This window comes from Psychromonas ossibalaenae ATCC BAA-1528, assembly GCF_000381745.1.
Lineage (GTDB): Bacteria > Pseudomonadota > Gammaproteobacteria > Enterobacterales > Psychromonadaceae > Psychromonas > Psychromonas ossibalaenae.
In genome coordinates this window covers 83,494-99,856 of the sequence record NZ_KB906976.1, presented here as the reverse complement: position 1 = coordinate 99,856, position 16,363 = coordinate 83,494, and the positions used below count along the sequence as shown (strand labels likewise).

Sequence of the window (16,363 nt, the reverse complement as noted above, 5' to 3'; positions counted from 1 at the left end):
ATTGATTAATAGGTAAATAGAGAAATGATTATTCTTAAATGGAGCATAAATGGATAAGCTGCGTGCAATGGGAATTTTTCGTGAAGTGATCCGAAAAAACAGTTTTTCAAAAGCAGCTGAGTCTCTGCAGTTAGCTAACTCGGCCGTCAGCCGCTATGTGACCGAATTAGAGCAGTGCTTAAATGTAAAGCTGCTTTACCGTACAACTCGAAGCCTGACCCTGACCGAAGAAGGCAGGCTGTACCTGGAAAAAATAGACGAAATTCTCGACCGGGTGGAACAGCTGGAAAATTTAGCCGTATTTAGTCAGCAGGAGCTGCGCGGTACATTAAGAGTGACCGCGCCGAGTTTTTGGGGATCTTTTGTATTAAAACCCCTGATGGTAGAGTTTATGTGCAGTCACCCGCAGGTAAAAATCCACTCTCTATTTTTAAACAGAAAAGTGAGTTTAGTGGAAGAGGGTTACGATTTAGCGGTAAGAATTGGTAATTTACCTTCCAGCGGTCTTATTGCCCGGCAGGTATCGATGATTAAGTTAAAACTGGCCGCGTCACCGGAATATCTGCAGGAGTATGGTATACCACTTAGCCCAGAGGAGCTTAAAGATCATCAGTGTTTAATTGATACTATTCCTGATTATCAGAACAAGTGGGCATTCAGCGAAAGCGGCAGAAATATTATGGTACCCGTTGAGGGACAGATACATTCTAATGATCCGGAGCTGCTTCGTGATATGGCGCTGAGCGGTCTGGGCATTGTTTATCTGCCTGAGTTCTTTGTAAAGCCCGCGATTAACTCGGGTAAACTGGTGGAACTGCTGGCAGATAAAGCCCTAGGGGAGATTCCAGTAAATCTGGTATTTCCACCGAATAAACAGATGAATCCGGCACTGCGTGCTTTTATTGATATGATTATCGACAGAATAGAATAATCAGATATAAACCGCAGGTAAAAATAGAGATTTAACACCACGATCTGTCAGCTGTGCGGCTAACCGGTTAATATCCTGTTCAGTGCAGCTGTTCCAGTTTTTAGCTTCAGTGGTTACGCCGTGGTTTTGAAAAGCATTTAACTTTATGCGTACGGCAGCCGGCAGCTGCTGCAGATAATCGGCCAGCGCCTCTATTTCACCTTCAAAATCTGTTTTACCCGGGATGTGGAGCAGACGCACTTCATAGAGTTTATGCTCGGCGGCTAACAGTGCCAGTGAACGGAAAACTCTATGGTGATCTCGCCCGGTTATCCATAAATGGGTTGCCTGCTGCCAGGCTTTAAGATCAATCATAGCCCCGTCGATAAAGGGCATAAGCTTCTGCCAGCCGGTCTCACTTAAACTGCCGTTACTGTCGACCATGCAGGTTAAATGCTGCAGATCCGGTGCTGTTTTAACCGCTTCAAACAGGGATTTGATAAAATTAAGCTGCAGCGTTGCTTCACCGCCGCTTACGGTAATACCGTTGATAAATAAGCTGTTTTTACGAATAAGCTGGAGCATCTCGGCGACAGAATAATGATAAGTTTTAGGCGTGGACTGTTTAGGACAAACTTGCAAACAGGTATCACACTGAGTACATAAATCAGCATCCCACACAACTGTATTTGCTATGTTGTTGTTTGAGGCGCTGTCGTCTGCCCAGGACAAGGCCTGGGCAGGACAGCTGCTGATACAGTCCCCGCAGTTATCACAAAGGTCGATAGTCTGCGGGTTATGGCAGTTCAGACAGTTATAATTGCAGCCCTGCAGAAAAATAACCAGTCTGCTGCCGGGCCCGTCTACACAGGAAAAGTTGATAATTTTACTGATAGACGCTTTTGAGTCTGGCATTTTTTATCGGACGTAGCGAGGTGACTGTTCATGACTCGCAACCCTTGGTTTTCTGTTTAAAATGCTGGTATTAGCGGCCGCTTCTGCACCTAAGCCGGTAGTATTAGTCCGCGAGCCTTGTTCTTTGAAGCGTTCGATATCAGAGAGTTTAATCATATAACCTGTGACACGAATTAAATCGTTAGATGCAACGTTTGCGCTGAACTCACGGAAACCTAAGTTTAATGCCCCTTTACACAACTGATACATAGCCAGCGGGTTGGATTTTACGGTTTCGTCAATGGTCAGAATTTCACTGATTCCCGAGGTATAATACTGGTGATGTTTTGCCAGTGCCTGGATATGTGCAACCGGATCCGGTTCGGTACCGTAAGGGATACGTACGCCCGGAGTTACGTCTTCATCAAGGCTGATGCCGCCTTGTGAGTGCAGCAGGGCTCGGCCGTGGTAACCATAGGTCACTGCGGTAGATTTAACGATGCGGTCTAAAGCTTCAGATATCTGATGGCCTAATAAATTGGCCGCTTCACAATGGCCGTACTGGCTTTTAGAGTTATTTAACGGAATATCGGTTAAATCAGTTTTATTGAGTAAAATATTAACTGCTTCCGCCATACCGTAAATACCAAACATAGGCGCAAAACGCGATTCTTCAATTAGTCCCTCTTTTACCAGGAAGCTGTCGAAAAAATGCGACTGCTCATGTAAAAACTGCGATCTTGCTTCAATCAGCTCATACATAAGACTGCAGTAATGCGGCAGAGTGCGACTGAAGAAATCTTCGCTGCTGTCAGCGCGCAGAGCTGTTTCTTTTAAATTAAGGCGCACCAGGGTATTTGCGCCCCCGGCTAAGGGTAATGAATTATAGCAGCTGACAATGCCGAAGCCTTGTTGGTCATAACTTTGCGCATGCATTGGATAGTTAGCAATATGCGGTTTGCTGCATTCGCAGATGTTTGCCGCCGCCTGCTGAAGCAGATCTTCCGGTGTGATTTCTGGATCGTACATAAAGGTCAGATTAGGCGCGACCTGTTTAAGCTCGGCATCAACTCGTAAGATGGTGCGGCAGATGATGTTATCGGTTGGACCGATATTCACATGCATAAAGGCATCGGGCAGGGTACGGTCAAGCATGATCCAGAATAGTTTGATTTTCTGGTAGATAGTTTCTTCGTCAAGCCCTGCCGTATAAGGCATTAATACTTGATCAAGCTGACCTAAGTACACCGGAATATTGGTAACCGACGGTACATGATGATAAATAATGGTCAGTGCATTAAGTGCTTCATCTAGATTTTCTGCCGCCTGCAGCTCCAGATATTCTGAGCCCTGCTTTAAAAATTTAGCATAATCGGGTAATACATAACGTGGTTTGAACGGCGCATTGCCCTCAAACATATCGCATAGTATGCCGCTGTCCATTGCTTCGCGAACTACTTGAGAAACAGGAAGGTAGGGCAGACTAGCGTCGGCCTCTAAAGCGAGATAACTGGATTTTTGCTTGGCTGACAGTGTAGGGTCAGTAATAATCTGCTGGATCTTCTGTTGTAGACTCACGAGTATATATCCTCTTTATAAATAAGGACTCTAATCTAACGCTGATTAGTTTTTTCCAAAAGTGAAAATAAATAAAATGCTTTTTTCCAAAATGGAAATCCGAATATAATGCTCACAAGTTAATTGTTTATTACAGAGGGGTAAATTATGATCTGTTTTATTAGTTTGTAACGGCATACTTATATATATGATAAAAAATAACCCTCTATTAAAGCAGCCGCGAGTCGCTGCAGGTGATCTGTTTTGAACGTGAACAGATCGCCGCAGACAAACGTTCCGCGGCACCATCAAATATATAGAGTAAATTGCCATGACAAAAAAACACTGGTCAAAATTTCAGCTTCTGCACCAAGTTGTTATTAATAAAAACATCCATATTAAAGGTAGCCGCAGTTACTACAGCGACTGCTGGGATAACGGTTTTGAACAATCCGCTGTACGTTATTTATGTGGGGATCGCCCCGGGGAAACCCGCGAGCCTAACTGGCATATCGATCAGCTGCATATCGGTGACTGCGTCTGCATCGCCGCTGAAGTAGTGATTTTAATGGGCGGGAATCATAACCACAGAGCAGACTGGTTCTGTTTGTATCCTTTTATGGACTTTATTGAACAGTCCTATCAGGGCAAGGGCGATACTATTCTTGGTGACGGGTGCTGGCTGGGCATGCGGGCTATGATTATGCCCGGTGTCACAATTGGTGAAGGGGCTGTTGTGGCCGCCAACAGTGTGGTTACTAAAGATGTGGAGCCCTACAGTATTGTGGCGGGCAGCCCGGCGAAACACATTAAATATCGTTTTGATGGCACAGTGCGAAATGCGCTGCTGGCATTACAGGTTTATAACTGGCCGGAAGATAAATTTGAGGCGTTGAAAGGGTATTTATGCAGTTCTGATATAGAGGGTTTGCAGCTGGCAGTACAGGATTACGATTCGTCGGCTCGATAAACTTCTTTTAAAATCCAGGCTCAGGGTTGAGCCTGGATTATTCATACCAAATCCACTAATTTTCTATTCATTTATGCTTGTTAAAATGGACGCTAGCTTCGTTCTTGATTTTATAATTAGAGTAACTAGTTACTGCAATCAACGCCTTGCTTTCATCCATTTTACCTACGCCTAAATAGATCATCTAATTAATGAAATTGGTATTATTTAAATAACCACTTCAACCTTTGCAGATAAAAGCAGCAGCTGCGCTTTTATTTCTAAAAAGCGAGGGCGGAAAGCCTGTTCACTGTGTTTGCAGTCATCTTTCAGGGTGGTTAACTGAGTGCTTAATTCACAATTATCATCCTGCTGGCACTGGCTTAACATATCTTCTAATAAGCAGCCGAAAGCCCGTATTTCTATACTTTCCATGGCCTCTTTATGGATAACAGGCAGTGTGGCCAGATTAGAGGATGCACCAAAATCACCAAACAGTAGTGAATAGTTACTATCAACCATAACGTTGTGTGCATAGATATCACCGTGACTAATACCCTTAGCATGTAAATGCTCTAGCGTATCAGCCATTTGCAGTGCCACCCGGGCGACAGCGTCTGCATCAAACTGTGTGCCTTCGGCAAAAGTATCACGTGTGCAGGTAATTAATGACGGCGGTAAACCTAAATTCCCAAAAGTATTTGGAATAAGTTCCATTACTAAACCAAGTTGATCCTGCTGCGCAATCTGTGCGAGAACTTTAATAAGATTAGGGTGTTGGCCCGCTGTTAAACAACAGTTTAATTCATCAATAGGGTAACCGTCACTGGTGACGGCTCCTTTGAATAATTTAAGCGCAATATCAGATGCACCGCCGGCGAGTACTGCTGGTCTGTTGTTCCATTGACCGCGGTATATAACTCCGGATGCGCCTTCACCGAGCTGCTCAGCCAGTATGATATCTGCCAGTTGAACTTTATGCATATCCTTTGTTTCCTGACTCAAGCCTGTGCACAAAGGGTTGCCGGAAAATGCCAGCCAGGAAAGTTTAGGCAGCTGCAGCAGCCAGTCCGGTAGAGAGGTTAGCTGATTAGCAGATAAACGGGCTAACTGTAAATTTTTACAATTCTGCATTGAGTCCGGCAGGGCGGTAATTTTATTGCCCGCTAACGCCAGTTTTTGTAAGCGCCATAACTGTCCCATGGAGTCGGGTAGTTTTTCAATCTCATTATCGGTGAGAATCAACCAGCGGGTATCAACAGGCAAAGCATTCTCAGGCACTGTGCGGATTTTATTGGCTTTAAAACCGAGCATCTCTAATTTAGGGCATTTAGCCAGTACGGCGGGTAAATGTTCAAAATTATTATTAGATACAAACAGAATTTTCAGCTGCTTTAGGCGGTCAAAATCATCGGGTAAAGTGCTTAGCTGATTATTTGATAAATCCAGTACTTCTAAGCTGTCCGCTACAGTAAAGATCTCGGTCGGGAATTCGTTTAAATTTTCGCTAAGGGTTAACTTTTTAACCGGGCCTAACAGCCCGGATTTTAGTTGTTGTAAAGTTTGCAAATTGACAGCCTGGTTTTTGGATCAAAAAAAAGGCGCCATGGTAATGGATAAAGTACACAGTGGAAAGGAGTTTTATTGTGCTTTTTATTGATCTAAAGCCGCTATATCTAATCAGCTGCTGGCTCGTTCACAAAGTTTAAAACCGATATCAATCTGTTTAGAGGTACCTTGATCCTCGCCGGTTAATCTTTCCAGCAGCCGCCGGGCCGCTTTTTTGGCCATTTTAGCGTAGTTTATCTCAATGCTGGTCAGGCGAGGGATACACTTTTCACTAAATGTTGAGCCGTCCAGGCAGGTCAGCGCTATATCTTTGGGGATTTGTAATACACGGCGCTGGCATTCAAACAACGCGCCCATGGCTATTTCTTCATGGCTGAAGATAAATGCATCTAGGTCGGGTTGTTGGAGCAGTAATTTTGCTACACCTTCACTGCCTAATTCGATATTCGGCTCATCATTGCTAGTTAAAAAATGATCCGGTGCTAGATAGTTCTCCAGCATAGCCGCCTGCCAGCCCCGCAGCTGTTTACGCAGTATGCTTTGTTCACTGCGTGCACCAACAAAAGCTATTTTCTGAAAACCCTGTTTAATCAGGTAGCGGGTCATCTCTTTACTGCTTTGATAGTGATCCGTACCGACATTTAAATCGATGCAAAGCTCATTAATTTCAGCTATTTCCAGCACTGCAGCTTGAGAATTTTTAAGCAGTTTTACTGTCTGTGCCGAATGTTCACTGCCGAACAGCACAACGGCAGCCGGGTTATTGGCTAACAGAGTCGACAGCAGCTGCTCTTCCTGAGTGATGGAATAACTGCTGTAGCCGATAATCAGCTGGTAACCAGCCTGATTGAGGATTTCCTGAAAAAATGGAATAAAATCGCAGCATATTTTATCGGTAAAGGAGGGCAGGATCAGCGCAATCGAGTCACTTTTACCGGAGGCTAATGCACCGGCCGCCTGGTTAGGTATATAACCCAGCTCTTCAACAACCTGCTGAATCTTATCTCTAAGTTTGTCGGAAACCTGCTCCGGCGTTCTTAATGCGCGGGACACCGTCATGGCCCCTACACCGGCTGATTTAGCGACATCTGCTAATGTTACACGCCCGGTACCGCGGCGTTTACGAAGTGTTTCCATCAAATATCCTGAATATGTTTTTAACAGCGGCAGCGCACCTGCTGCTTGAACTTTTTATTGTTTTTAATATGAACTTATCAATCATAACATTATTTATTCTCTTTTTTTTATCTGTGATCTGCAACGCCGTTAATTAAAAATGATAGCTGACTCACACATTTGGTAGCGCTATCAGGTAGCGCTACCAAATGTGATCCTGATCTCTTTCTAAAATCTTTAATAGGTTTAAAGTTGCGTCATCAGAAACAGGCACAGTTAATAAGAAAGAGTAAAATCATGCTAAAAAAAATGCTTACCGAAGATGTTATCCGTATTCATGAGTCAGCTGAAAACTGGCAGCAGTCGATAGAATTTGCATGTCAGGCGCTGCTTGATAACGGCGCAATTGAACCGAGTTATGTTGACGCTATTTTCCGTTCACATCAGGAAATTGGTCCTTATTACGTTGTCGGCCCGGGTATTGCGATGCCGCATGCAAGACCGGAAGACGGAGTAAACAGACTGTCTTTAAGCCTTACCGTGATTAAGCAGGGGGTTAATTTTGATAATGAAGAAAATGATCCGGTAAAACTGCTGCTGACATTAGCCGCCACCGACAGTGTAAGCCATGTTGAAGCTATTCAGCAGCTGGTGGAGCTGTTTATGAATGAAGAACATATCGAAGCAATTTGTAATGCATCCGATGTTGCTGCTATCCGCAGCATTGTCGAACAGTACTAATTAAAAACTTTTAGAAACACACTTATTTAATAACTCTCAGTAAAAAACAATAGAAGGTAAATATTATGAAAATTATGGTTGTATGTGGAAACGGTCTTGGTACAAGTCTAATGATGGAAATGAGCATTAAAACAATTGTTAAAGATTTGGGCGTAAGCGCCAATGTCGATCATGTTGATTTAGGCTCTGCAAAAGGGACTGACTGCGACATTTTTGTCGGTACTAAAGATATCACTGAACAGCTGGTTGCACAGAGTGTAGTAGGTGAGATTGTGACGCTTGATAATATGATTGATAAAGTCGCTATGAAAGAGCGTTTATCTGCTGCTCTGACAAAACTTGGCGCACTATAGGAAAGCATCATGGAATTTTTTAACTTTTTAATGACGGACGTGTTGTCCGAGCCGGCTGTTCTGGTTGGTCTGATTGCATTGATTGGTTTAATCGCACAGAGTAAACCCGTTACAGAATGTATTAAAGGTACTGTAAAAACTATCATGGGTTTTGTGATTCTAGGCGCGGGTGCAGGTCTGGTGGTCAGCTCATTAGGTGATTTTGCTGCTATCTTCCAGCATGCTTTTGGTATTACCGGTGTCGTGCCGAATAACGAAGCAATCGTTTCTATTGCCCAGGAAGTATTTGGTAAAGAGATGGCGATGATCATGCTGTTTGCCATGGTGGTCAATATCTTAATTGCACGTTTCACGCCGTGGAAATTCATTTTCTTAACAGGTCATCATACTCTGTTTATGTCAATGATGGTTGCCGCTATCCTGGCTTCCAGCGGCATGTCCGGTATTGCGCTGATTGCGGTTGGTTCACTGCTGGTCGGCTCGCTAATGGTATTTTTCCCTGCAATTGCACATAAATACATGAAACAGGTAACCGGCTCGGATGATGTGGCGATTGGACACTTCTCAACATTATCTTATGTGCTGGCTGGTTTTATCGGCAGCAAATTTGGTAATAAAGAGCATTCAACGGAAGAGATGAATGTACCTAAGAGCTTATTGTTCCTGCGTGATACACCAGTGGCAATCTCTTTCACTATGGGTATTATCTTTGTCATTACCTGTCTGTTTGCCGGCGGCGATTTTGTCCGCGAAGTAAGCGGTGGTAAACACTGGTTTATGTTTGCATTAATGCAGTCAATCAGTTTTGCAGCCGGTGTATACATTATCCTGCAGGGTGTACGTATGGTTATTTCTGAAATTGTGCCTGCATTTAAAGGTATTTCAGACAAAATCGTACCGAATGCGATTCCAGCGCTTGACTGCCCGGTTGTATTTCCCTATGCACCGAATGCTGTTTTAGTTGGTTTCTTATCAAGTTTTGCCGCTGGTTTAGTGGGTATGTTCCTGCTTTACCTGATGGATCTGACTATGATTATTCCTGGTGTGGTACCGCACTTCTTCGTTGGTGCTGCTGCCGGTGTATTCGGTAATGCAACAGGCGGACGCCGCGGTGCGATTCTTGGTGCATTTGCTCAAGGCCTGCTGATCACCTTCTTACCGGTATTCTTATTACCAGTATTAGGCGACTTAGGATTTGCTAATACCACTTTCAGTGATGCAGATTTTGGTGTTGTTGGTATTCTGCTTGGTATTATCGTTAACTAAGTAAGCCGTACCCACTCAGCGCTATTAAGCCTGTTTACAGCTAAGCAGTAAACAGGCTTACATTCCATCCTTTCCTTCTGATTACACTATTTGGACTCAACTGTTTATAAGAGTTCTATTGATCACTTGTAAACGCAGCAAAATAGAAATATCAGATCCAGCTAAATTAAGTAGAGACAGATATGAATAAACTGCAGCAGCTCAATGAATTTACCACTATAGTTGCCGATACCGGTGAAGTACAAGCGATTATTAAATACCAGCCTCAGGATGCTACCACCAATCCCTCTTTGATTTTAAAAGCCTCGCAGCTGCCTGAGTATAAAAGCCTGATTGAGGCTTCCATCGCTTATGCAAAAACACAAAGTAATGATAAAAAGCAGCAGACAGCAGATACCTGCGATATGCTGGCGGTTAATATAGGTAAGGAAATTCTCCAGGTGGTGCCGGGGCGCATCTCAACAGAAGTGGATGCACGCCTTTCTTATGATACGCAGGCAAGTCTAAATAAAGCGCGCCAGCTGGTTAAAATGTATAACGATGCGGGCATAACAAATGAGCGTATTCTGATCAAACTTGCTTCTACCTGGCAAGGTATCAAGGCTGCGGAGATCTTAGAAAAAGAGGGCATCAGCTGTAACTTGACGCTGTTATTTTCATTTGCTCAGGCGCGCGCCTGTGCAGAAGCTAATGTTACTCTGATTTCTCCTTTTGTCGGACGTATTATGGACTGGTATAAAGCTAAACAGGGCACTGATTTTAAAGCATGCGATGATCCTGGTGTTATTTCGGTAAAAGCGATTTACGATTATTACAAACAATATGGCTACGATACGATTGTGATGGGCGCAAGTTTCCGTAATACCGGGGAAATTTTAGAACTAGCCGGCTGTGACCGGTTGACTATCAGTCCGCAGCTGCTGCAGGAACTAAGTGAGATGGACGGTGCGGTGGAGCAGAAATTATCTGCCGATGTTACTGTGCGTCCTCGGCCGGAAAAAATAAGCCATGCACAGTTTTTATGGATGCATAATCAGGATGCGATGGCGGTGGATAAATTAGCCGAAGGTATCCGGAATTTCGCTGTTGATCAGGGCAAGCTTGAAAGTAAAATAGAAAAAATGCTCTAATAAAGCTTTGCTCATCTGCTCCGTTAAAGTAAAAAAGTCGTTTTTAAACGACTTTTTTTGTGCCGATAACTTCGATGAAATTAAGACTTTTCCTTGTCCTCTATTGAGGGCATAATCACGGCAAAATATTACCTATGGAATTACCTACGTGGAACTACTGCAATTTGAACATCTCGGACAGACATTAAGATTAGAGGGCTCGCTTGCGGGCTGGCAGCAGCTGTACTGGGGTGAACATATTGTCTCGCAGCTGACAGCAACAGAGAACCGCGAGTCGAAATCGACTCATCACTTTGAGCTTAGCCGTCAAGTGCAGACTACAGTACAAGTCGATAGTGAAGACGGACAGCCGTCGGTGCATATTATAAAATGCAGTTTGGAAGTGGATTTAACCTGGCAGCCCTTTGAAATTAAGTATCAGTTTGTTGTCGACGGCAGCCTTGCCGCCGAAGGCACACGTAACAGTAAAGACATTGAGCAGCAGGTACCGGTTAAAGCCGTAAAAGTAGAAAAGAAATTTAGTCTAATGGGGCTGGCATCTCTGGGATTTAAACTGCTGAAAAGTGCCAAGATTATTAAAGTCGTATTAGCAGGCGCCAGTTTAGCCGCCTACAGCTGGTTTTTTTCGCTGCAGTTTGCGCTGTCACTATTAGCCTGTCTGGTCTTTCATGAATACGGGCATATTCGCGCCATGAAACATTTTGGAATGAAAACCAAAGGTATTTATTTGATCCCGTTTGTCGGCGGGCTGGCGGTTAGTGATGAAAAAATAAATACCCGCTGGCAGGATGTGGTTATTTCGATTATGGGGCCGACCTTTGGTCTAATTCTGTCGCTTGCTTGTATTTTAGTTTACTGGTTAACGGGAAATATCTTCTTTGCCGGACTGGCCGCCTTTAATGCCCTGTTGAATTTATTTAACCTGCTGCCGATTTTACCGCTGGACGGCGGCCATGTGCTTAAAAGCATTAGTTTTTCCATGAACAGTAAAGTCGGACTTATTGCCTGTATTGCCGGTGCGGGGATCGGCGTATTTATCAGTTACAGCCTGGGGCTTGCGCTGTTGGGTTTTTTACTGCTGATCGGTAGTCTGGAAATACTATTTGAGTGGCGTACTCGACATCAGAGTCACCTGCTGCCACTGGACCGTTACGGGCAGGTGTTTTCTAGCGTCTGGTATCTGTTAACTGTCGGCGGACTGATTGCTGTTATCTTCTATTTTGCAGGCTCGGGTGATCAGCTGCTGTCTCTACCTCTGCAGATTTTAGGTTCGTAACTGATTTTTATACTATTCCGCATAATTAAATGGTCTGAAATTACGAAGGGATAATTAATGATAGTAAGGCGTTTGATTGAGCAATAGCTGGCTATTGGGATTGAAAACAACGAAGCTGTCGTTAATTTTAACCAGTAAGACTGAGCAGATATTTATGCGGATTGGTATTAGTTATCTGCAATATTATTATCACTAACATGGCATTATCAAGACACAGCTATTTTTCAATAGGTCTGCAACAAGCAACAGTCAAAATAAACTGCAGACTTTTTACCGGCAATAAATTAACGAATTAGGATAAGAAGTCCTTATCCTGCTAACTGAACGGAAAAAAAATGAATTTAATACTTAAACTATTGTGTGGAATATTAATAGGCATATTGATGGGCATGTTTGCGCCGGATGTGCTTATTCAAGGTCTAATCACGGTACAGTTTTTTGTTAGTCAGTTAATTAAATTTATCATCCCGCTGTTAATCCTTTTTTATGTTACCAGCGGTATAGCAAGCCTGCCGAAAAACTCAGGTAAATTACTCGGAAAAACCATTACTTTATCTTATATGTCGACGCTTGGGGCCGGTATTTTTGCGTTCTTTGTCGCAAGTACTCTGTTCCCGGTTTTACTCGATGGTACAGGTCAACTTCCCGAGGCTCAAACGGCTCTCACTCCATTTTTAACTCTGCAGATCCCGCCGGTAATGAACATAATGACGGCATTAACTATTGCTTTCATTTTTGGTTTAGGCATCTCAAGTACGGGAGCGGATCATCTGAAAAAAGTAAGTGATCAGGGGCGCGATATCATTGAGCTGTTTTTAAATAAAGTAATTATTCCGTCGCTGCCTTTCTATATTGCCGGCGTCTTTGCGGACATGACGGTAAAAGGCACTGTATTTGCCACCCTGCAGACCTTTAGCCTAGTGTTAATTGCTGTGATTGCCATGCACTGGTTCTGGTTGACCCTGCAGTTTGTCACAGCTGGTATTGCTGTACGGCAGTCTCCGTTAAAGCTGCTGCGTACCATGTTACCGGCTTACTTTACCGCTGTTGGTACTATGTCATCCGCCGCGACCGTTCCTATCACTCTGCAGCAGACTAAACGTAACGGTGTATCAAGTTCAATTGCTAATTTTGTCGTGCCCTTGTGTGCTAATATCCATATGTCAGGTTCGGTGATCAGTGTCGCCAGTGTTGCCGCTGCTGTCATTATTATGACTGGAGCAGGGCCTATACCTACTCTGTTCGAAGCGCTGCCGTTTCTAGCTATGTTAGGTATTACTATGGTTGCGGCCCCAGGTGCGCCGGGCGGTGCGGTTATGGCGTCTGTCGGCCTGCTTGGCTCAATGCTTGGTTTTACGGAAGAAATGATTGCGCTGCAGATAGTTCTCCACTTAGCTCAAGATAGTTTTGGTACTGCCTGTAATGTGACGGGTGACGGCGTGATTGCTCTGCTGATTAACACGGTTGCCGACGAGGAAGAAATAGTGGACGAAGAATTGCAGATGCAGAAAGAGGCGGCTTAATCTTAGGGTAGGGAGCTTCTTTGCCTACCTGCCGTAAACCTGAACATGTGAAGGTTTACAGGCGCTTAAACTACTTGGAGATTGATTAATATGGGTAATCTATTTGAAAAACTCCCAGCAGATTTTAGCTGCGAGGTGTTTGAAAATCTGGTTGACAGTAAAAATGTAAAAATTGAACGTATTATTTCCAAAGGGCACACTTCCCCCGAGTCCGGCTGGTATGAGCAGAACACCAATGAATGGGTAATGGTTGTACAGGGCGCTGCCGAAATAAGCTTTGTCGATCGACCGGCGGTTAATTTAAAAGCGGGTGATTACCTGGAGATAAAAGCGCAGCAGAAGCATAAAGTAAGCTGGACAGATCCGGAGATTGAAACTATCTGGCTGGCGGTGCACTTTTAATTTAATTAAGGTAGGATGACTGCTGATAATAATTTCAGTAAAAACAGATATCAAAGAGTATTCTTTTCTGTGATTTTGACTGCTGTAATAGTTGTCGATAAAAGAAAAATGGAAATTTTTGTTTGTTGTTAAACAGACTCTTTTATTATAAATTTTTATATTAACAATGAGAGGAATAAATATGTTTAATTGCAAACTGCCGGCCGTATTACTTAGTTCAATGGTGCTGTTAGGCTGTGCTCAGCTTGAGCAAAAAAATCAATCACCGGAAATGCAGGCTGCCGCAGTAAGTTCAGAGCAGGCTTTAGTCAGTGCAGAAATCTGGTATCGCGAGCGTATGTTATTACCTGATAATGCACAGCTGACTTTAGTTTTAGCGGATGTTGCGCTGGCCGATGCTCCGTCACAAACTATCGCTTCTAAAACCCTTACATTGACAAATACACCTCCCTGGAACGTTGATTTAAACTATGACCCGTCTGTGCTTACGGAGCAGGGGACTTATGTTTTACAGGCGCGTATCGAAGTAAACGGGCAGTTATTATTTATCAATACGACCAGCACACCGGCGTTTGCCGAGCAGGATAACAAAGCAGTGAACATGATGCTTTCTAAGGTCTCTATGGACAGAAAAGCAGCTATGGTTAATACAGATGCCGGTTTTGAGAATACCTACTGGAAGCTGATCGAGCTTAACGGCAGCCCTGTAGTGACTAAAGAAAATGCCAAAGATATCAATATGACCTTCAGCAGTGAAGAGCAGATGGCGCAGGGTTTTTCTGGCTGTAATGGTTTCTCCGGCGGTTATCAGCTGAACGGTAATCAGATAACCTTTTCACCTTTTATGTCCACCATGATGGCCTGTCCGGATATGGATAAAACTGAAATTCCATTTTTAAAGACATTAGCTGACACAGAATTATATGAGATTAACGGAAAAATATTATCTTTAGTTGATGCCCAAAGTCAGGTAATTATGCGTTTTAAAGCAGCTTCAGAAGACTAGTTCTTCGCTGAAGTCGCTGCATACTGCTGTATAGAATGGCTTCTAAGCCATTCTTGCATTAAATCAAACTTTGTTCTTTTCGCTGTTTTTTATGATAGGGTTTGTGCTAGGATCTGTCACCGCTTTTATTAGCCTGTAAAATATCCGCTGATAACACGGTCATTATCCTTTAAGACGGATAGCACCTAAGCTGTCTATCCGTTGTTGCCTACATCGAGAATAGAACATGAAGTTTCCAGGTCAGCGAAAGTCAAAACATTATTTCCCCGTAAAAAATCGTGACCCATTATTGGCTCAATTTATCCCGCAGCCGCAGCGCACTGCAACTTATATAACTGGTATTGATCAGACTCTGGTTGATATTGAAGCAAAAGTCGCGGATGAACTGCTTGTGCGTTACCAGCTTCCAAAAGGTAATTCGACACTTATCGATGACGACACGGCACATGCCCTCTATTCTGAATTAAAAGACCAGAAGCTGGTTAGTGACGAGTTTGCCGGCGGCACCATTGGTAATACTGTCCATAACTACTCTATTCTAGCCGATGACAGATCTGTACTGTTTGGTGTAATGAGCAACAATGTTGATGTCGGCAGCTATGCTTACCGTTACCTTTGTAATACTTCTTCAAAAGTAGATCTTAATTATCTACAGCCGGTTGACGGTGCAATCGGTCGCTGTTTTACCCTGGTTTCTGAATGTGGTGAACGTACTTTTGCGATTAGTAAAGGATCAATGGATAAATTAAGTCCTGAGTACATTGATAAAGAGATTGTTCAGGGGGCCTCTGCGCTGATCATTACTGCTTATTTAATGCGTGCAAGCGACGGTGATCCAATGACAGAAGCCGCCCTTAAAGCAATCGAATATGCAAAACAAGCAGAAGTGCCTGTGGTACTAACTTTAGGTACACGTTTCTTAATTGAAGAAGATCCTGTCTGGTGGCAGAATTTCATTAAAGATAATATTACTATTCTGGCAATGAATGAGGATGAAGGCGAAGCTCTAACTGGTTTTAAAGATCCTTTATCAGCCAGTGAAGCGGCTCTTGAACTATGTGATATGGTATTGACTACTGCAGGGCCTTTAGGTCTATATACAGCGGGTTACACTGAAGAGTCACAAAAGCGGGAAACATCTCATACACTGCTGCCTGGCGCGATTCCGGAGTTTAACCGCTATGAGTTCTCTCGTCCTAAATTAAAAGCCGACTGTGATACACCGCTTAAAGTCTATGCGCATATTTCTCCTTACATGGGCGGACCTGAAAAAATTCGTAATACTAACGGTGCTGGTGATGGTGCTTTATCGGCTCTGCTGCATGATCTGTCATCCAATACTTTCCATAGAGAAAATGTGCCGGGTTCAAGTAAGCATAAAAATGACGGTTTATGTTATTCATCGTTTTCGCAGATATGTAAATATGCAAACCGTGTTGCTTATGAAGTACTTGCACAGCATAGTCCGCGATTATCCCGCGGTCTGCCTGAGCGTGAAGACAGCTTAGAAGAAGCATACTGGGAAAGATAACTTCTGTTTATTATTAATATTATAAAAGCCGTTGATTTTTGACGGCTTTTTTGTTCCTGTTGTATCATTCTGAAATGTTGTTTTCAGTGCAAAGGAATAACTAAAGTTACAAACTGAACATTTTTTAGCTGATAATTATT

Annotated in this window: 15 protein-coding genes; 11 read left to right on the top strand and 4 right to left on the bottom strand. The window is 43.4% G+C overall.

What is annotated here, in order from left to right:
- Nucleotides 1–49 precede the first annotated feature (49 nt).
- Nucleotides 50–931: a LysR family transcriptional regulator gene (locus G327_RS0107110; RefSeq protein WP_019614067.1), complete on the top strand. Its 882-nt coding sequence runs from the start codon at nt 50–52 to the stop codon at nt 929–931.
- Here the strand turns inward: G327_RS0107110 and G327_RS0107105 are convergent, their stop codons facing one another.
- Both G327_RS0107105 and G327_RS0107100 read right to left on the bottom strand, forming a co-directional pair.
- Nucleotides 932–1,825 (bottom strand): YjjW family glycine radical enzyme activase, encoded by an 894-nt coding sequence (locus G327_RS0107105; protein ID WP_019614066.1) that lies wholly within the window; start codon nt 1,823–1,825, stop codon nt 932–934.
- 3 nt (nt 1,826–1,828) lie between these two features.
- Nucleotides 1,829–3,382, bottom strand: coding sequence for a YjjI family glycine radical enzyme (locus G327_RS0107100; RefSeq protein ID WP_019614065.1), 1,554 nt, complete (start codon nt 3,380–3,382; stop codon nt 1,829–1,831).
- A gap of 310 nt (nt 3,383–3,692) precedes the next feature.
- On the opposite strand from G327_RS0107100, the gene G327_RS0107095 reads away from it, so the two are divergent.
- Nucleotides 3,693–4,331: a CatB-related O-acetyltransferase gene (locus G327_RS0107095; RefSeq protein ID WP_019614064.1), complete on the top strand. Its 639-nt coding sequence runs from the start codon at nt 3,693–3,695 to the stop codon at nt 4,329–4,331.
- Between the two features lie 207 nt (nt 4,332–4,538).
- Here G327_RS0107095 and G327_RS0107090 read toward each other — a convergent pair whose 3' ends face one another.
- Nucleotides 4,539–5,879, bottom strand: coding sequence for a leucine-rich repeat-containing protein kinase family protein (locus G327_RS0107090; protein ID WP_019614063.1), 1,341 nt, complete (start codon nt 5,877–5,879; stop codon nt 4,539–4,541).
- 111 nt (nt 5,880–5,990) lie between these two features.
- A complete protein-coding gene (locus G327_RS0107085) occupies nt 5,991–7,016 on the bottom strand; it encodes a LacI family DNA-binding transcriptional regulator (RefSeq protein WP_019614062.1) in 1,026 nt (341 codons plus the stop codon).
- 276 nt (nt 7,017–7,292) lie between these two features.
- On the opposite strand from G327_RS0107085, the gene G327_RS0107075 reads away from it, so the two are divergent.
- From G327_RS0107075 to G327_RS0107035, 9 genes are all read left to right on the top strand, one after another.
- Nucleotides 7,293–7,736, top strand: coding sequence for a PTS sugar transporter subunit IIA (locus tag G327_RS0107075; protein WP_019614060.1), 444 nt, complete (start codon nt 7,293–7,295; stop codon nt 7,734–7,736).
- Between the two features lie 65 nt (nt 7,737–7,801).
- Complete coding sequence (locus G327_RS0107070) at nt 7,802–8,089, top strand: PTS sugar transporter subunit IIB (RefSeq protein WP_019614059.1); 288 nt, start codon at nt 7,802–7,804, stop codon at nt 8,087–8,089.
- A 9-nt stretch (nt 8,090–8,098) separates the two neighbouring features.
- Entirely contained in the window at nt 8,099–9,355 is a 1,257-nt protein-coding gene (locus G327_RS0107065) for a PTS ascorbate transporter subunit IIC (RefSeq protein WP_019614058.1), read from the top strand.
- A gap of 182 nt (nt 9,356–9,537) precedes the next feature.
- Nucleotides 9,538–10,485, top strand: a complete 948-nt coding sequence (gene tal, locus G327_RS0107060) for a transaldolase (RefSeq protein WP_019614057.1) — start codon at nt 9,538–9,540, stop codon at nt 10,483–10,485.
- 148 nt (nt 10,486–10,633) lie between these two features.
- Nucleotides 10,634–11,761, top strand: a complete 1,128-nt coding sequence (locus tag G327_RS0107055; RefSeq protein ID WP_019614056.1) for a site-2 protease family protein — start codon at nt 10,634–10,636, stop codon at nt 11,759–11,761.
- Between the two features lie 335 nt (nt 11,762–12,096).
- Nucleotides 12,097–13,284: a dicarboxylate/amino acid:cation symporter gene (locus G327_RS0107050; RefSeq protein WP_026339239.1), complete on the top strand. Its 1,188-nt coding sequence runs from the start codon at nt 12,097–12,099 to the stop codon at nt 13,282–13,284.
- Nucleotides 13,285–13,374: 90 nt separating this feature from the next.
- Nucleotides 13,375–13,686, top strand: a complete 312-nt coding sequence (locus tag G327_RS0107045) for a cupin domain-containing protein (protein WP_019614054.1) — start codon at nt 13,375–13,377, stop codon at nt 13,684–13,686.
- Nucleotides 13,687–13,867: 181 nt separating this feature from the next.
- Entirely contained in the window at nt 13,868–14,692 is an 825-nt protein-coding gene (locus tag G327_RS0107040; RefSeq protein WP_019614053.1) for an META domain-containing protein, read from the top strand.
- Nucleotides 14,693–14,918: 226 nt separating this feature from the next.
- The gene (locus tag G327_RS0107035; protein WP_019614052.1) at nt 14,919–16,223 is read left to right on the top strand and encodes an inosine/guanosine kinase; all 1,305 of its coding nucleotides are present in this window, start codon (nt 14,919–14,921) and stop codon (nt 16,221–16,223) included.
- Nucleotides 16,224–16,363 lie beyond the last annotated feature (140 nt).

Excerpts from the sequence above, each read along its gene's own strand:
- G327_RS0107070 (WP_019614059.1), top strand. The coding sequence starts at position 7,802 with ATGAAAATTATGGTTGTATGTGGAAACGGTCTTGGTACAAGTCTAATG.
- G327_RS0107085 (WP_019614062.1), bottom strand. The coding sequence starts at position 7,016 with ATGGAAACACTTCGTAAACGCCGCGGTACCGGGCGTGTAACATTAGCA.
- tal (WP_019614057.1), top strand. The coding sequence starts at position 9,538 with ATGAATAAACTGCAGCAGCTCAATGAATTTACCACTATAGTTGCCGAT.
- G327_RS0107110 (WP_019614067.1), top strand. The coding sequence starts at position 50 with ATGGATAAGCTGCGTGCAATGGGAATTTTTCGTGAAGTGATCCGAAAA.
- G327_RS0107095 (WP_019614064.1), top strand. The coding sequence starts at position 3,693 with ATGACAAAAAAACACTGGTCAAAATTTCAGCTTCTGCACCAAGTTGTT.
- G327_RS0107075 (WP_019614060.1), top strand. The coding sequence starts at position 7,293 with ATGCTAAAAAAAATGCTTACCGAAGATGTTATCCGTATTCATGAGTCA.
- G327_RS0107050 (WP_026339239.1), top strand. The coding sequence starts at position 12,097 with ATGAATTTAATACTTAAACTATTGTGTGGAATATTAATAGGCATATTG.
- G327_RS0107040 (WP_019614053.1), top strand. The coding sequence starts at position 13,868 with ATGTTTAATTGCAAACTGCCGGCCGTATTACTTAGTTCAATGGTGCTG.
- G327_RS0107035 (WP_019614052.1), top strand. The coding sequence starts at position 14,919 with ATGAAGTTTCCAGGTCAGCGAAAGTCAAAACATTATTTCCCCGTAAAA.
- G327_RS0107105 (WP_019614066.1), bottom strand. The coding sequence starts at position 1,825 with ATGCCAGACTCAAAAGCGTCTATCAGTAAAATTATCAACTTTTCCTGT.
- G327_RS0107045 (WP_019614054.1), top strand. The coding sequence starts at position 13,375 with ATGGGTAATCTATTTGAAAAACTCCCAGCAGATTTTAGCTGCGAGGTG.
- G327_RS0107065 (WP_019614058.1), top strand. The coding sequence starts at position 8,099 with ATGGAATTTTTTAACTTTTTAATGACGGACGTGTTGTCCGAGCCGGCT.